The sequence below is a fragment of the Pseudomonas sp. 13B_2.1_Bac1 genome (assembly GCF_025466155.1).
Classification (GTDB): Bacteria; Pseudomonadota; Gammaproteobacteria; order Pseudomonadales; family Pseudomonadaceae; genus Aquipseudomonas; species Aquipseudomonas aylmerensis.
In genome coordinates, this window is the sequence record NZ_JANLOH010000048.1 from 11,526 (window position 1) to 27,670 (window position 16,145).

Annotated in this window: 13 protein-coding genes; 9 read left to right on the plus strand and 4 right to left on the minus strand. The window is 59.3% G+C overall.

The features are described 5' to 3' along the window. Window positions 1-35 precede the first annotated feature (35 nt). Together NTD80_RS10995 and NTD80_RS11000 are read right to left on the minus strand one after the other, a co-directional pair. Window positions 36-824 (minus strand): VacJ family lipoprotein, encoded by a 789-nt coding sequence (locus NTD80_RS10995; protein ID WP_065901571.1) that lies wholly within the window; start codon window positions 822-824, stop codon window positions 36-38. Further along, entirely contained in the window at window positions 817-2,115 is a 1,299-nt protein-coding gene (locus NTD80_RS11000) for a serine/threonine protein kinase (protein ID WP_065901569.1), read from the minus strand. The genes NTD80_RS10995 and NTD80_RS11000 overlap by 8 nt, the downstream gene beginning before the upstream one ends. Window positions 2,116-2,350: 235 nt before the next feature. Here NTD80_RS11000 and NTD80_RS11005 point away from each other — a divergent pair, with 235 nt between their 5' ends. Next, the gene (locus tag NTD80_RS11005; protein ID WP_262133563.1) at window positions 2,351-2,719 is read left to right on the plus strand and encodes a hypothetical protein; all 369 of its coding nucleotides are present in this window, start codon (window positions 2,351-2,353) and stop codon (window positions 2,717-2,719) included. A gap of 70 nt (window positions 2,720-2,789) precedes the next feature. Here the strand turns inward: NTD80_RS11005 and NTD80_RS11010 are convergent, their stop codons facing one another. Next, on the minus strand, window positions 2,790-4,343 hold the full coding sequence (locus NTD80_RS11010; RefSeq protein WP_065901567.1) for a glycosyl hydrolase family 17 protein: 1,554 nt from the start codon (window positions 4,341-4,343) through the stop codon (window positions 2,790-2,792). Window positions 4,344-4,675: 332 nt separating this feature from the next. Here NTD80_RS11010 and NTD80_RS11015 point away from each other — a divergent pair, with 332 nt between their 5' ends. From NTD80_RS11015 to NTD80_RS11025, 3 genes are all read left to right on the plus strand, one after another. Then, on the plus strand, window positions 4,676-5,527 hold the full coding sequence (locus NTD80_RS11015; protein WP_065901566.1) for a glycine betaine ABC transporter substrate-binding protein: 852 nt from the start codon (window positions 4,676-4,678) through the stop codon (window positions 5,525-5,527). Window positions 5,528-5,812: 285 nt separating this feature from the next. Then, window positions 5,813-6,124, plus strand: coding sequence for a DUF485 domain-containing protein (locus NTD80_RS11020; RefSeq protein ID WP_016972153.1), 312 nt, complete (start codon window positions 5,813-5,815; stop codon window positions 6,122-6,124). Continuing rightward, the gene (locus NTD80_RS11025; RefSeq protein ID WP_065901564.1) at window positions 6,121-7,779 is read left to right on the plus strand and encodes a cation acetate symporter; all 1,659 of its coding nucleotides are present in this window, start codon (window positions 6,121-6,123) and stop codon (window positions 7,777-7,779) included. Before NTD80_RS11020 ends, NTD80_RS11025 begins: the two co-directional genes overlap by 4 nt. Before the next feature lie 376 nt (window positions 7,780-8,155). Here NTD80_RS11025 and gltA read toward each other — a convergent pair whose 3' ends face one another. After that, window positions 8,156-9,445 carry a citrate synthase gene (gltA, locus tag NTD80_RS11030; RefSeq protein WP_014717728.1) on the minus strand — a complete coding sequence of 430 codons (1,290 nt, stop codon included), beginning with the start codon at window positions 9,443-9,445 and terminating at the stop codon, window positions 8,156-8,158. A gap of 364 nt (window positions 9,446-9,809) precedes the next feature. Here gltA and sdhC point away from each other — a divergent pair, with 364 nt between their 5' ends. The 5 genes from sdhC (at window position 9,810) to NTD80_RS11055 (ending at window position 16,131) form a co-directional block, all read left to right on the plus strand. Beyond that, the gene (gene sdhC / locus NTD80_RS11035) at window positions 9,810-10,184 is read left to right on the plus strand and encodes a succinate dehydrogenase, cytochrome b556 subunit (protein WP_003172804.1); all 375 of its coding nucleotides are present in this window, start codon (window positions 9,810-9,812) and stop codon (window positions 10,182-10,184) included. Beyond that, complete coding sequence (gene sdhD / locus NTD80_RS11040) at window positions 10,178-10,546, plus strand: succinate dehydrogenase, hydrophobic membrane anchor protein (protein WP_003172805.1); 369 nt, start codon at window positions 10,178-10,180, stop codon at window positions 10,544-10,546. The genes sdhC and sdhD overlap by 7 nt, the downstream gene beginning before the upstream one ends. A gap of 3 nt (window positions 10,547-10,549) precedes the next feature. Next, complete coding sequence (sdhA, locus tag NTD80_RS11045; protein WP_065901559.1) at window positions 10,550-12,322, plus strand: succinate dehydrogenase flavoprotein subunit; 1,773 nt, start codon at window positions 10,550-10,552, stop codon at window positions 12,320-12,322. 11 nt (window positions 12,323-12,333) lie between these two features. After that, the gene (locus tag NTD80_RS11050) at window positions 12,334-13,038 is read left to right on the plus strand and encodes a succinate dehydrogenase iron-sulfur subunit (protein WP_003172807.1); all 705 of its coding nucleotides are present in this window, start codon (window positions 12,334-12,336) and stop codon (window positions 13,036-13,038) included. A gap of 261 nt (window positions 13,039-13,299) precedes the next feature. Then, window positions 13,300-16,131 carry a 2-oxoglutarate dehydrogenase E1 component gene (locus NTD80_RS11055; RefSeq protein WP_065901555.1) on the plus strand — a complete coding sequence of 944 codons (2,832 nt, stop codon included), beginning with the start codon at window positions 13,300-13,302 and terminating at the stop codon, window positions 16,129-16,131. The last annotated feature ends 14 nt before the right edge of the window (window positions 16,132-16,145 follow it).

Below are 16,145 nucleotides of genomic sequence, written 5' to 3' on the forward strand. Positions count from 1 at the left end.
GGCCATTCATTCGAATGGCCTTTTTTTGTCGGCGGTTACTCCGCAATCTGCAACTTGCGCGACTCGGTATAGATATACCGTACCTTTTCATACTCGAACGGTGAGTTCATCTGCCCATAGCGGAAGCTGGTCTGGTAGCGCTTGTCGACCGCGCGCAGGGCCCAGATTTCCGGGTGGTTTTCGCTGACTTTGGACACGTTGAGGAAGTTGATCTCGGTCTCCGCGCCGTAATCGACCAGCAAGCCCGTGGTGTCACGCAGGTTCGACGGGCCGAAGATCGGCAGCACCAGGTACGCGCCGCCTGGCACGCCATAGAAGCCCAGGGTCTGGCCGAAGTCTTCGCTCTGGCGCGGCAGGCCCATGGCGGTGGCCGGGTCCCACAGGCCGGCGATGCCGATGGTGGTGTTGAGCAGCAGGCGCCCGGTGGTTTCCAGGGAGCGGTGGCCCTTGAGCTGCAGCAGGCTGTTCAACAGGTTGGGCACGTCGCCCAGGTTGTTGAAGAAATTGCTCACGCCGGTGCGCAGGAAGCTCGGGGTGACGTAGCGGTAACCGTCGACCACCGGCAGGAACACCCATTGGTCGAAGCGGTAGTTGAAGTGGTACACGCGGCGGTTCCACGACTCCAGCGGGTCGTAGACGTTGAGCGCGGTCAGCGACGAACGCTCGAACTCGCGTTGGTCCAGGCCCGGGTTGAACTTGAGCTTGGTCAGCGGTTCCTTGAAGCCATCGGAGCCCACCACGGTAGGCGCATGGGCCTTGCTGTTGTCGGCGTTGGCCACGCCTGCGCACATCAAGGCGGCAAGCAGCAGAAGATATTTAGCCACGGAAGAACTCCAGCATGGCGTCGGCGTTGACGCGGTAATTGAGGTTGCCGCAGTGGCCGCCCAGCGGGTAGACGGTCAAGCGATCGCCGAAGGTTGTACGCAGGAAACCGAGGTCGCCGGGGCCCAGGATCACATCGTCGGCGTTGTGCATGACGGCGATTTTCGGGCTGTTGTGCAGGTAATCCTTGAGTGCATACAGGCTGACCTGGTCAACCAGTTGCAGCAGGCTGCCTCCATCGGAACGGGCGCGCCACATCGGGATGACCTGCTCGGTCAGGTAGCAGTCGAAATCGCATTGCAGCGCACGCTTGAGGAACGGCGTGAGGCTGGTGCCTTCGGTGATCGGGTATTTCGGCGGGATGATCAGGCCACGGCGGTTGATCAGGTCCGAAGTGAAGGCAATGTCGGCGGCCGAGAAGCGGAAGGAGGTGCCGATCAGCATGGCCATCTGTTCGTTGGTCAGGTGCTGCTTGGAGTTCTGGAAGTCGTAGAGCAGGGCGTCATTGAGGTCGATGTAGCCCTTTTGCTGGAAGTAGCGGGTGAGCTTGTTCAACACCAGCTCATAGAACGTGGTGGTGTTGTTGATGCCCTTGACCTCGGTCTGGACCAGTTTGTCGAGGTTGGTGATCGAGGTGTAGAGGTTGACCGGCGGGTTGAGCAGCAGCACTTTCTTGAAGTTGAAGCTGCGGCGGGTCTCGTCGAGTTTGCTGACAAAGGCCGCATCCAGGGCGCCGAGGCTGTAGCCGGTGAGGTAGAAGTCGGTGACCGGCAGCGAGGCATTCTGTGCACGCACGGCCTGCATCACGCGGTACATGTCTTCGGCGTCTTCCTGGCTGATGCCCGGGGTGGCGAAGCGCGAAGCCGAGGCGATGAAGTCGAAGCTGGTCGGCGACGACAGTTGCACCACGTGGTAGCCGGCCTGGTAATAAAGTTTTTTCAGGTATTCGTTGATGCTGCTGTCAAACCGCGCACCGGTACCGGCGATCAGGAAGATCAGCGGGGCGGCACGGTCCTGCTTGGCGATGCGGTAAGTCAGCTTCTTCACCGCCCAGAAGTTGTCCGGCAGGCTGAATTCGCGCTCGGGGCGCATGTTCAGGGTGTAGTCGGACTGGTTGATCTCGTCGTCGCTCGGCAATTTGGGCCGCAGGTCAGGCGGTGTGGTCGCGATGGTCGCTTCGAACGGGTTGGTCAAAGGGTAGCCATAGCTGGCTTGGTCGATATCGACGGCCAGTGCTGACGCACTCAAAAAAAGGCTGCCCAGCAAGGCAGCACAGCGCAAGGAACGGAGCATGACTTTATCCCTAAGAGGAAACGTGCTGAATGAAGTTCGCAGGCTATGACCACCGCGTTGCCACCGAAGTGCCAGCCCTCGGCACTAAAAGTCGGAAAAAAACGTCGGAATCGGGGTAATAGTAGCCAGACGATACACTTTGGCACGCTTTGTTGAACAGTTATCTGCGTACACACCTTGCTAACGGCCGCCGGCGCATTAAGCTGAGCGCCGTTTTTGCCTATCGGAGTGCTCCATGTCTCGCCGCTTGCCGTTGATTTTGCTGCTTATCGCCTTGCCATTGTGGCTGGCTGCCAGCTATGCCGCGCGTTATGGCTTCATGGAGGATGGCCAGTGGGTCGGCATCTGCGCGGATGAGGCCAGCCGCTGGGAATGCCAGGTGCGTTCGAACCTGGGCTTGATGATTCACTTCAAGGTGTTGGGCTGGGCAGCACTGGTGACGTCGGTACTCGCGTTCTTCGTGCCGGGCCGTGCGGGGTGGGGTTTGGCGGTGTTGGGGCTGGTGTTCGGCCTGCCGGCGCTGGCGTTGTACAACACCACCTTTGCGGTGTTTGCGGTGGTGATCGCGGGGTTGCGGTTGGTACGCAAGCCCAGGGCTGTCTGAATAGGCGCTATCGCCGGCAAGCCAGCGCCTACGATCACGTGTAGGCGCTGGCTGGCCGGCGAAAGCGGTATTACGCCTTACGCACTCGTAGGCAGCGCCACAACGCTACAACCATGAGCAGGCTAACCACCGCCCAACCCCATGCCTGCTGGTTCAACAACCCTTCACGGTACAGCTGCGGCGCAATGCCGGCGCCGATGATGAAGGTCAGCAGGGCAATCTCCCGGCGTGGCCCGGTCACCGGGCGTACCAGATACACCAAGGCCGGCAATACCAGCGCTGCACTCGGGAAGCTGCGATAACGCGGGTCGAACACCAGCGCCAGCATCATCACGGCGCCAGCAAAGCCGGCGATTGCCACCAGCCAGCCCGCGCGCTGCTCCAGCCAGTTGAACGCCCGCTCGCGCCAACCTTCGCGCGCGCTCAAGGCCAGCGCAGCGTGGGCCAGCACCAGCAGGTTCAGCGCGACCAGTAACCCGGCCCATACCCACTCATCATTGAAACGCGCGGTCACGCGAGTCAGTTCAGCCCAGGTGCCGATGGAGCAGGCCGCCACTGCGCCCAGCAGCGGCAGGGCAAACGCGGCCCGAGTGCTGCGCACGCGACCGCCGAGCGCCAGCGTGCCCAGCAGGATAATCCCGCCCACCCCCAGCCACAGCGGCCAATACGGCACGTTGGTCACCGGGCCGGCGAGGATGCCCTTGTCCTGGCGATCGGCATCGAACAGGCCCCAGTAACCGCCGACGGCGCCTTCACTCGCGCGCTTCCACGGCTGGTCAAAGGCCTCGATCAGGTTGTAATGCCAGCCATTGGCTTCAGCCATGGCGACGAAACCCCGCATGAACTTGGCCTCATTGACCCGGCTCGGCACCGCCGTTTCGCGCTGGCGGCCTTCGCTCGGCCAGCCGGTCTCGCCGATCAACACGTCCTTGGGGGCAAACTTGTTGCCGAACGTCTGGCGTACATCGCCCACGTGCTTGAGCGCCTGGTCGATGCCGGACGGATCATCTTCCCAGTACGGCAGCAAGTGAATCGTCAGGAAATCCACCGCCGGGGCGATTTCCGGGTGTTGCAGCCAGAACTCCCAGACATCGGCGTAGGTGACCGGCTGCTTGATCTGGCTTTTGACGGTATGGATCAGCGTCACCAGCTGTTTGGCGGTGACCTCCTTGCGCAGCAGGGCTTCATTGCCGACGATCACCGATGTCACTACATCGGGGTTGGCGTTGGCGGCAGCGATCAACGCGTGGATTTCTTTTTCGGTGGCAACCGGGTCACTGCTGACCCAGGCGCCGGCCATCAGTTTCAATCCATGCTTGCGCGCCATTTCCGGCAAGGCTTCCAGGCCGGTCATGGAGTAGGTGCGGATGCATTCGAAGCGGGTGGCCAGCAGGGCGAGGTCGGCGTCCATGCGCTCGGGACGCAGCTTGAACGGCTGGTCGAAGGGCGATTGGTCTTTGTCGAACGGCGTGTAGGATGCACATTGCAGCTTGTGGCTGGCGCTGGCGACATCCGGCAGCACGACCGGGCGGCCGAGGCCGTACCAATAGCCAGCGAGGGCCAGCAGGCCGAGGATCAAGGCGAAGCAATAGGGCAGGGCAGGGAAGCGGGCGGTCGCGGGCATGGTCGGCTTATCTGGAGGAGCAAAGGCGCGCATCTTACCCGGATTTGCCCCGTCCCAGTGGGGCTGCATAATTTTGACATGCAAAGTTCGGGCGGGATTCCGGGTTCGAGTCCTACAAAACTTCCTACTGGCGATGTGATGTCGTTTCTTGCTTGCATGAGGTCGCTGACAGAGCAGGTCCGAGGTCCCGGCAGGTTGATGATCGAAGTGTCAGTTCTCCGCTGGCGGCGCACTACCGTGATTGATGCGCGTGAAGGGGGCGCGGTGCACCACATAACAACAGGTTGACGTCGCTCGGCATCCGCCGGGCGCAGCACTTTCGGGGAAGTACTATGAAGATGCGACGACTCTTGGGCGCGGCTGCCACGCTGGTAGTTGCGATGAGCTCCACACTGGCCAGTGCCGACAGCAAAACCCTGAGCATCGGCTACGTGGACGGTTGGTCGGACAGCGTTGCCACCACCCATGTGGCGGCAGAGGTGATCAAGGAAAAGCTCGGTTATGACGTGAAACTGCAGGCCGTCGCCACCGGGATCATGTGGCAGGGCGTGGCCACCGGAAAGCTCGACGCCATGCTTTCCGCGTGGTTGCCCGTGACCCACGGCGAGTACTGGGCCAAGAACAAGGACAAGGTGGTCGACTACGGCCCCAACTTCAAGGATGCGAAGATCGGCCTGATCGTACCGGAGTACGTCAAGGCCAAGTCCATCGAAGACCTCAAGACTGACACCACCTTCAAGAACAAGATCGTCGGCATCGACGCCGGCTCAGGCGTGATGCTCAAGACCGACGAAGCGATCAAGGCCTACGGCCTGGACTACAAGCTGCAAGCCAGTTCGGGCGCCGCGATGATCGCCGAGCTGACCCGTGCCGAAGACAAACAGGAATCCATTGCGGTCACCGGTTGGGTGCCACACTGGATGTTCGCCAAGTGGAAACTGCGTTTCCTGGACGATCCAAAAGGGATTTATGGTGCTGCTGAAACCGTCAACAGCATCGGCAGCAAGGGCCTGGAGAAGAAAGCGCCCGAAGTCGCAGCCTTCCTGAAGAAATTCCAGTGGGCCTCCAAGGACGAAATCGGCGAAGTCATGCTGGCGATTCAAGAGGGCGCCAAGCCTGACGCAGCGGCCAAGGATTGGGTCGCCAAGCACCCTGAGCGGGTGGCCGAGTGGGTGGGTAAATAAGGGTTAACCCTGTAGAAGTGACGCAGCAGGCCTGATGTGGGAGCGGGCTTGCTCGCGAATGCGGTGTGTCAGTCAGCACATTTATTGACTGATGTACCGCCTTCGCGAGCAAGCCCGCTCCCACATTTTTTTTGCCTGCATTCAGGCTGTTGTTTATTTGTTGACTGAAAAACTTGCGAAGTTGCTATCTCGCTCTACTACTAAGGTCGTCTGGAACCTGTCCCGCAGCCGCATACAGTGGATACGTTCCAATAATAAAAAAGCTGTGCTGCGAGGATAAAAACAATGAACGACAGCATTTACCTCTCGATTCAAAACAGCCCGCGTTTCAAGGAGCTGGTCAGAAAAAGGGAAAGGTTCGCCTGGATTCTCTCGGCGATCATGCTAGGGCTTTACTCCGCTTTCATCCTGTTGATCGCCTATGGGCCACAAGTGCTGGGGGCCAAGCTCAGCCCCGGTTCGTCGATTACCTGGGGCATTCCCCTGGGCGTCGGGCTGATTGTGTCTGCCTTTATCCTGACCGGCATCTACGTGCGCCGGGCCAATGGCGAGTTTGACGACCTGAACAATGCGATTCTCAAGGAGGCTGCGCAATGATCCGGCGTCTACTGGCAATATTCGGCGCGTCGCTGTTTGCGCCTGCTCTTTGGGCGGCGGACGCATTGACCGGTGAAGTGCACAAGCAACCGTTGAACGTCTCGGCCATCGTGATGTTTGTCGCGTTTGTCGGTGCCACCCTGTGCATCACCTACTGGGCTTCCAAGCGCAACAAGTCGGCGGCCGACTACTATGCGGCCGGCGGCAAGATCACCGGCTTCCAGAATGGCCTGGCGATTGCCGGCGACTATATGTCGGCGGCGTCTTTCCTGGGTATTTCCGCCCTGGTGTTCACCTCCGGCTACGACGGCCTGATCTACTCGATCGGCTTCCTGGTGGGCTGGCCGATCATTCTGTTTCTGATCGCCGAGCGCCTGCGTAACCTGGGCAAGTACACCTTTGCCGACGTGGCGTCCTACCGCCTGGGCCAGACCCAGATCCGCAGCCTGTCGGCATGTGGCTCGCTGGTGGTGGTGGCGTTCTACCTGATCGCGCAGATGGTCGGTGCCGGCAAGCTGATCCAGCTGCTGTTCGGCCTGGACTACCATGTCGCCGTGATCCTGGTCGGTATCCTGATGTGCCTGTATGTGCTGTTCGGCGGCATGCTGGCGACCACCTGGGTGCAGATCATCAAGGCCGTACTGTTGCTGTCCGGTGCCTCGTTCATGGCGCTGATGGTGATGAAGCACGTCAACTTCGACTTCAACACGCTGTTCGCCGAAGCGATCAAGGTTCACCCTAAAGGTGAGGCGATCATGAGCCCTGGCGGCTTGGTCAAAGACCCGATCTCGGCATTCTCCCTGGGGCTTGCGCTGATGTTCGGTACCGCTGGCCTGCCGCACATCCTGATGCGCTTCTTCACCGTAAGCGACGCCAAGGAAGCGCGTAAGAGCGTGCTGTATGCCACAGGCTTCATCGGTTACTTCTATATCCTGACCTTTATCATCGGCTTCGGCGCGATCCTGCTGGTCAGCACCAACCCGGCGTTCAAGGATGCTGCAGGCGCCTTGCTCGGCGGTAACAATATGGCGGCAGTGCACCTGGCCAACGCGGTGGGTGGCAGTATCTTCCTGGGCTTTATCTCGGCCGTGGCGTTTGCCACCATCCTGGCAGTGGTTGCCGGTTTGACCCTGGCGGGTGCTTCGGCGGTGTCCCATGACCTGTATGCCAGCGTGATCAAGAAAGGCAAGGCCAACGAGAAGGATGAGATTCGCGTGTCGAAGATCACCACCATCGCCCTGGCTGTATTGGCGATCGGCTTGGGTATCCTGTTCGAAAGCCAGAACATCGCGTTCATGGTCGGCCTGGCATTCTCGATTGCCGCCAGCTGTAACTTCCCGGTACTGCTGCTTTCCATGTACTGGAAGAACCTCACCACCCGTGGCGCCATGATTGGCGGCTGGCTGGGCCTGGTCAGTGCGGTTGGCCTGATGATCCTGGGCCCGACCATCTGGGTCTCGATCCTGCACCATGAAAAAGCCATCTTCCCGTACGAATACCCGGCGCTGTTCTCGATGATCATCGCGTTCGTGGGCATCTGGTTCTTCTCCATCACCGACAAGTCGGCGGCGGCAGAGAAAGAGCGTGCGCTGTACTTCCCGCAGTTTGTGCGTTCGCAGACTGGCCTGGGAGCGAGTGGGGCGGTTAACCACTAATCGCTGTAGCTGTTACAAAAAAATGCCCCGGTCGCGAGATCGGGGCATTTTTTTGCTTTTATTGGTAACGGATACGACAAAACTGTTTCTCAAATCCTGCAGCAATAAAACGGTCTGGCTAGGCCGTTTTCACCCCTGTGCACGGTGAGGCTGACTGTCACGTGAGGCATTCACCCCGCAGAACGTTGGAACGATCAGCCACGACCCATTGCAGGTGCCGGTTTGCGGCGATGGTAGCCTGGAGCCTGGCGCTGTCCTTGCGGGCATCATCGCCGTCAAGCCGGCTCCTGCAGTGGGGGAGGGGCTGTTGGGGGCAGCGGAAACAAATAAGGCCTCCAGAGGAGGCCTTATTCAGTGCAAGGAGGCAGTCAGCTGCTTACTTGCGATCTTCCAGCTTGGTGATGTCACGCGACTCGTAGCCGGTGTACAGCTGGCGCGGGCGGCCAATCTTGTACGGGCTGGAGAGCATTTCTTTCCAGTGGGAGATCCAGCCCACGGTCCGCGCCAGGGCGAAGATCACGGTGAACATGCTGGTTGGAATGCCGATCGCCTTGAGGATGATCCCCGAGTAGAAGTCGACGTTCGGGTACAGCGAGCGTTCGATGAAGTACGGGTCGGTCAGGGCGATCTCTTCCAGGCGCATGGCCAGTTCGAGTTGCGGATCGTTCTTGATCCCCAGTTCCTTCAGGACTTCGTCGCAGGTCTGCTTCATCACGGTGGCGCGCGGGTCACGGTTCTTGTAGACGCGGTGACCGAAGCCCATCAGCTTGAACGGATCGTTCTTGTCCTTGGCCTTGGCGATGAAGGTGTCGATGTTCGAGACATCGCCGATTTCATCGAGCATGGTCAATACGGCTTCGTTCGCACCGCCGTGGGCAGGGCCCCACAGTGCGGCGATACCGGCGGCGATACAGGCGAACGGGTTGGCACCCGAAGAACCGGCCAGGCGTACGGTAGAGGTGGAGGCGTTCTGCTCGTGGTCGGCGTGGAGGATGAAGATCCGGTCCATTGCCTTGGCCAGCACCGGGCTGATCGGTTTGATCTCGCACGGAGTGTTGAACATCATGTGCAGGAAGTTTTCCGCGTACGTCAGGTCGTTGCGCGGGTACATCATGGGTTGGCCCATGGAGTACTTGTAAACCATCGCGGCCAGGGTCGGCATCTTGGCAACCAGGCGGATCGCGGAGATTTCGCGATGCTGCGGGTTATTGATGTCCAGGGAGTCGTGATAGAAGGCCGACAGGGCGCCGACCACACCGCACATGACGGCCATCGGGTGGGCGTCGCGACGGAAGCCGTTGAAGAAGGTCTTCAACTGCTCGTGAACCATGGTGTGGTTCTTCACGGTGCTGACGAACTGCGCTTTCTGCTCGGCTGTTGGCAATTCGCCATTTAGCAGCAGGTAGCAGGTTTCCAGGTAGTCCGATTTCTCAGCCAGCTGCTCGATCGGGTAGCCCCGGTGCAGCAGAATGCCATTATCGCCATCGATATAGGTGATCTTCGACTCGCAAGAGGCGGTCGACATGAAGCCTGGGTCGAATGTGAAACGGCCCGTGGCCGTCAGGCCCCGTACGTCGATAACATCGGGACCAACGGTGCCGGTTAAAATGGGCAGCTCGACGGGGGCTGCGCCCTCGATGATCAACTGCGCTTTTTTGTCAGCCATGTGGCCTCCTATTTATGCTTCAAATCATCAGACAGACCCCCCACGCAGGGCCCGCACCACTATAGTGAGATAAATTCAGATGTCAATTTGCCTAAAGTCTTGCTCCAGAAGGCTTTAACCGTACTTTTTCCTCGAAATTGACTGCCATTTACGCCTTTTATCCCGCCAGCGCAATCAGCTATTAGGGTGAGGAGCGCGCGTTGTCATTAGTAACCTAACTGTCTATACTCGGCCACCGACCGCCAAGGGCTTTTGGGCTTGCTTTCATTGGGGGTCGCACTCCCTGGGTGGTGCTTACCTGACCAGTGCACTCCCCAACAACTTTGCCCTGATTGTTAGGGGCTCTTCAGTGTGAAAAAAAGCCGTGAATAGCCAACGACCTGTAAACCTAGACCTAAGGACCATCAAACTCCCCATCACCGGCGTTACGTCGTTCCTGCACCGTGTTTCCGGCATCATCCTGTTCCTGGGCTTGGGCATCATGCTTTATGCATTGAGCAAATCCCTGGGTTCCGAGGAAGGATACGCCGAGGTGAAGGCATGCTTGACCAGCCCGCTGGCCAAGTTCGTAGCATGGGGCCTCCTGTCCGCTCTGCTGTATCACCTGGTAGCCGGTGTGCGCCACTTGATCATGGATATGGGCATCGGTGAGACGCTGGAAGGCGGCCGCCTGGGCTCGAAAATCATCATCGCCATTTCCGTGGTGCTGATCGTTCTGGCAGGAGTTTGGATATGGTAACCAGCGTTACGAATCTGTCGCGTTCGGGCCTCTATGACTGGATGGCACAGCGTGTGTCTGCGGTCGTTCTCGCGGCTTATTTCATTTTCCTGATCGGATACCTCGTCGCAAACCCGGGCATTGGCTATGAGCAATGGCACGGCCTGTTTTCCCACAATGCGATGCGAATCTTCAGTCTGCTGGCACTTGTAGCCCTGGGCGCACACGCCTGGGTCGGCATGTGGACCATCGCGACCGACTACCTGACGCCGATGGCGCTGGGCAAGTCCGCGACTGCAGTACGTTTCCTCTTCCAGGCAGTATGCGGCGTCGCGATGTTCGCTTACTTCGTCTGGGGTGTGCAGATTCTTTGGGGTATCTGATTCATGGCTAACATTCCAACTATTTCATTCGACGCCATCATTATTGGTGGCGGCGGTGCTGGCATGCGCGCAGCGCTGCAGCTGGCCCAGGGCGGTCACAAGACTGCCGTGATCACCAAGGTGTTCCCGACGCGGTCCCACACCGTCTCGGCCCAGGGTGGCATCACCTGCGCCATCGCTTCTGCCGACCCGAACGATGACTGGCGCTGGCACATGTACGATACCGTCAAGGGTTCCGACTACATCGGTGACCAGGACGCTATCGAATACATGTGTCAGGAAGGCCCGGCCGCCGTATTCGAGCTGGACCACATGGGTCTGCCGTTCTCGCGTACCGAGCAAGGTCGTATCTACCAGCGTCCATTCGGCGGCCAGTCGAAGGATTACGGTAAAGGCGGCCAGGCTGCCCGTACCTGCGCTGCGTCCGACCGTACCGGTCACGCGCTGCTGCACACCCTTTATCAGGGCAACCTGAAAGCCGGCACCACCTTCCTGAACGAGTACTACGCGGTTGACCTGGTCAAGAACGCGCAAGGCGAGTTCGTCGGTGTGATCGCCATCTGCATCGAAACCGGTGAAACCACCTACATCCGCGCCAAGGCAACTGTTCTGGCGACCGGCGGTGCAGGTCGTATCTACGCGTCGACCACCAATGCCCTGATCAACACCGGTGACGGCGTTGGCATGGCCCTGCGTGCTGGCGTGCCGGTGCAAGACATCGAGATGTGGCAGTTCCACCCGACCGGTATCGCCGGCGCGGGCGTACTGGTTACCGAAGGTTGCCGTGGTGAAGGTGGTTACCTGATCAACAAGCACGGCGAGCGTTTCATGGAGCGTTATGCTCCGAACGCGAAAGACCTGGCGGGTCGTGACGTTGTTGCCCGTTCGATGGTCAAGGAAATCATCGCCGGCAACGGCTGTGGCCCGAACGGCGACCACGTACTGCTCAAGCTCGATCACCTCGGCGAAGAAGTGCTGCACAGCCGCCTGCCAGGTATCTGCGAGCTGTCCAAGACTTTTGCTCACGTTGATCCGGTGGTTGCTCCGGTGCCGGTTGTTCCGACTTGCCACTATATGATGGGCGGCGTGCCGACCAACATTCATGGCCAGGCGATCACCCAGAACGCCGAAGGCCAGGACGAAATCATCCACGGTCTGTTCGCCGTAGGCGAAGTGGCTTGCGTATCGGTTCACGGTGCCAACCGCCTGGGCGGCAACTCGCTGCTCGACCTGGTGGTATTCGGCCGTGCTGCTGGCCTGCACCTGGAAAAAGCGCTGACCGACGGCATCGAATACGATGACGCGACCGACGCCAACATCGAGGCCGCCCTGGCGCGCCTGAACGCTCTGAACGAGCGTACCGATGGCGAAGACGTGGCGACCCTGCGTCGCGAGCTGCAAAGCTGCATGCAGAACTACTTCGGTGTATTCCGTACCGGCGAATACATGCAGAAGGGTATTGCCCAGCTGGCTGACCTGCGCAAACGCATCGCCAACGTCAAGATCAACGATAAGAGTCAGGCCTTCAACACCGCTCGTATCGAAGCTCTTGAGCTGCAAAACCTGCTCGAAGTGGCTGAAGCGACTGCGATCGCCGCCGAGGTTCGTAAAGAATCCCGTGGTGCTCACGCTCGTGAAGACTTTGAAGATCGCGACGACGAAAACTGGCTGTGCCACACCCTGTACTTCCCGGGTGACAAGCGCGTTGCCAAGCGTGCTGTGAACTTCTCGCCGAAGACGGTTCCGACGTTTGAACCGAAGATTCGGACTTACTAAGGGTGGCTGCCATGTTGAAAGTCAGTGTTTACCGCTACAACCCTGATCAGGACGCTGCGCCGTTCATGCAGGAATTCCAGGTCGATACCGGTGGTAAAGACCTGATGGTGCTGGATGTATTGGCACTGATCAAAGAGCAGGACGAAGGTTTCTCCTATCGTCGCTCTTGCCGTGAAGGTGTGTGCGGTTCCGACGGCATGAACATCAACGGCAAAAACGGCCTGGCGTGCATCACGCCACTGTCCGCTGTCGTCAAAGGCAACAAGCTGATCGTTCGTCCTCTGCCAGGTTTGCCGGTTATCCGTGACCTGGTCGTCGATATGAGCATCTTCTACAAGCAATACGAGAAAGTTAAGCCGTTCCTGCAGAACGATACTCCGGCTCCGGCCATCGAGCGTCTGCAGTCCCCGGAAGAGCGTGAAAAGCTCGACGGTCTGTACGAGTGCATCCTGTGCGCTTGCTGCTCGACGTCGTGCCCATCCTTCTGGTGGAACCCGGACAAGTTCCTGGGTCCAGCTGCCCTGCTGCAAGCGTATCGCTTCCTGGCAGACAGCCGTGACACCAAGACGTCCGAGCGTCTGGCTTCGCTGGATGACCCGTTCAGCGTATTCCGCTGCCGCGGGATCATGAACTGCGTCAACGTATGTCCCAAAGGCCTGAACCCGACTAAGGCCATTGGTCACATCCGTAACATGCTGCTGCAGAGCGGCGTGTAACGACGTTGTAGTAAAAGCAGGACCGTTGTGCCCGTAAATGCTACGGCGCAGGCTTCAACCGGCGCCGTAGTTTTAACTTGAGCAGCGACTTACAAAGCCGCGGCTCTTATTTTGAAGAAATGAGACAAGCAGGGGCATTCGGGTTGGTACCCGAACTATCAGCGTGATCCTAAGTGGCTTGTTTTGGTCGCTGCACTTGGCCTTTTGCAAGCAAACTCGGTGTTTTCGCCGGTGGTGTCCCCAAATCGAGGGTGACCAAGCATGCAAGAAAGCGTGATGCAGCGCATGTGGAACAGCGGCTATCTTTCAGGTGGTAACGCTGCCTATGTGGAAGAGCTTTATGAGCTCTACCTGCACGACCCTAACGCTGTGCCAGAAGAATGGCGCACCAAATTTCAGACGTTGTCTTCAGACGGCAACGCTGCCACCGATGTATCGCACGCAACAATTCGCGATCAGTTTGTGCTGCTGGCAAAGAACCAGCGCCGCGCCCAACCGGTCTCCGCCGGCAGCGTGAGCAGTGAGCACGAGAAGAAGCAAGTTGAAGTATTGCGACTGATCCAGGCCTACCGGATGCGTGGCCACCAGGCGGCCCAGCTTGACCCGCTGGGGCTCTGGCAGCGTCCTGCACCTGCTGACCTGTCGATCAATCATTACGGCTTGACCAATGCCGATCTTGATACGACCTTCCGTGCCGGCGACCTGTTCATCGGCAAAGAGGAAGCGAGCCTACGCGAAATTCACGAAGCGTTGCAGCAGACATATTGCCGCACCATTGGCGCTGAGTTCACGCACATCACCGATTCCGAGCAACGCCACTGGTTCCAGCATCGCCTGGAAGGCGTGCGTGGCCGTCCGGTGCTGTCTGCCGACGTGCGCAGCCACCTGCTGGAGCGCGTGACCGCAGCTGAAGGTCTCGAGAAATACCTGGGTACCAAATACCCGGGCACCAAACGTTTCGGCCTGGAAGGCGGCGAAAGCCTGATTCCGATGCTCGACGAGTTGATCCAGCGTTCCGGTTCCTACGGCACCAAGGAAATCGTGATCGGCATGGCTCACCGTGGTCGCCTGAACGTGTTGGTCAACACCTTCGGCAAGAACCCGCGCGAGCTGTTCGACGAGTTCGAAGGCAAGAAGAAGGTCGAACTGGGCTCCGGTGACGTTAAGTACCACCAGGGTTTCTCGTCCAACGTGATGACCACCGGCGGTGAAGTTCACCTGGCCATGGCGTTCAACCCATCCCACCTGGAAATCGTTTCTCCAGTGGTCGAGGGTTCGGTACGTGCTCGCCAGGATCGTCGTAACGACACCACCGGCGAGAAGGTGCTGCCGATTTCCATCCACGGTGACGCGGCATTCGCCGGTCAGGGCGTGGTTCTGGAAACCTTCCAGATGTCGCAGACTCGCGGCTTCAAGACGGGCGGTACCGTTCACATTGTCATCAACAACCAGGTGGGCTTCACCATCAGCAACCCGTTGGACGCGCGTTCCACCGAGTACGCCACCGACGTTGCCAAGATGATCCAGGCGCCGATCCTCCATGTGAATGGTGATGATCCGGAAGCCGTGCTGTTCGTGACCCAACTGGCCATCGACTACCGCATGCAGTTCAAGCGTGACGTGGTGATCGACCTGGTTTGCTACCGCCGTCGCGGTCACAACGAAGCCGATGAACCAAGCGGCACCCAGCCGTTGATGTACCAGCAGATCACCAAGCAGCGCACCACCCGTGAGCTGTACGCCGAAAGCCTGACCAAGGCCGGCGTGGTTGACGATGCGCGTGTTCAGGCGAAAGTCGACGAATACCGCAACGCGCTGGACAACGGTCTGCACGTAGTGAAAAGCCTGGTCAAGGAACCGAACAAAGAGCTGTTCGTGGACTGGCGTCCTTACCTGGGCCACGCCTGGACTGCACGTCACGATACCTCGTTCGACTTGAAGACCCTGCAGGAACTGTCTGCCAAGCTGCTGGAAATTCCAGAGGGCTTCGTCGTACAGCGCCAGGTCTCGAAGATCTACGAAGACCGTCAGAAGATGCAAGCTGGCGGCCTGCCGATCAACTGGGGTTACGCCGAAACCATGGCGTACGCGACCCTGGCGTTCGAAGGTCACCCGATCCGCATGACCGGCCAGGACATCGGCCGTGGTACGTTCTCGCACCGTCACGCGGTATTGCACAACCAGAAAGACGCCAGCACCTACGTACCGCTGCAACACCTGTACGAAGGCCAGCCGCGTTTCGACCTGTACGATTCGTTCCTGTCCGAGGAAGCCGTACTGGCGTTCGAATACGGTTACTCGACCACCACGCCGAACGCGCTGGTGATCTGGGAAGCCCAGTTCGGCGACTTCGCCAACGGTGCCCAGGTGGTTATCGATCAGTTCATCACCAGCGGCGAGCACAAGTGGGGCCGTCTGTGCGGTCTGACCATGCTGCTGCCACACGGTTATGAAGGTCAGGGTCCGGAGCACTCCTCGGCCCGTCTGGAGCGTTACCTGCAGCTGTGCGCCGAGCACAACATCCAGGTGTGCGTGCCGACTACCCCGGCCCAGATCTACCACTTGCTGCGTCGCCAGGTGATTCGCCCGCTGCGCAAGCCATTGGTAGTACTGACGCCGAAGTCGCTGCTGCGTCATAAATTGGCCATCTCGACCCTGGAAGATCTGGCTGACGGCTCGTTCCAGACCGTGATTCCAGAAATCGACACGCTGGACGCCGCCAAGGTCACTCGCCTGATCCTGTGCAGCGGCAAGGTCTACTACGACTTGCTGGAAAAACGCCGTGCAGAAGGCCGCGAAGACATCGCCATCGTGCGTATCGAGCAGCTTTACCCGTTCCCGGAAGACGACCTGATGGAGGCCATCGCGCCTTACACCAACCTCACCAACGTGGTGTGGTGTCAGGAAGAACCGATGAACCAGGGCGCGTGGTACAGCAGCCAGCATCACCTGCGTCGCAGCATCGGTAACCACAACAAGGCCCTGGGCCTGGAGTACGCCGGTCGTGATGCTTCTGCTGCACCTGCGTGTGGTTATGCGTCGATGCACGCCGAGCAGCAGGAAAAACTGCTGCAAGATGCTTTCACTGTTTAACGCCTTCGCGCTGA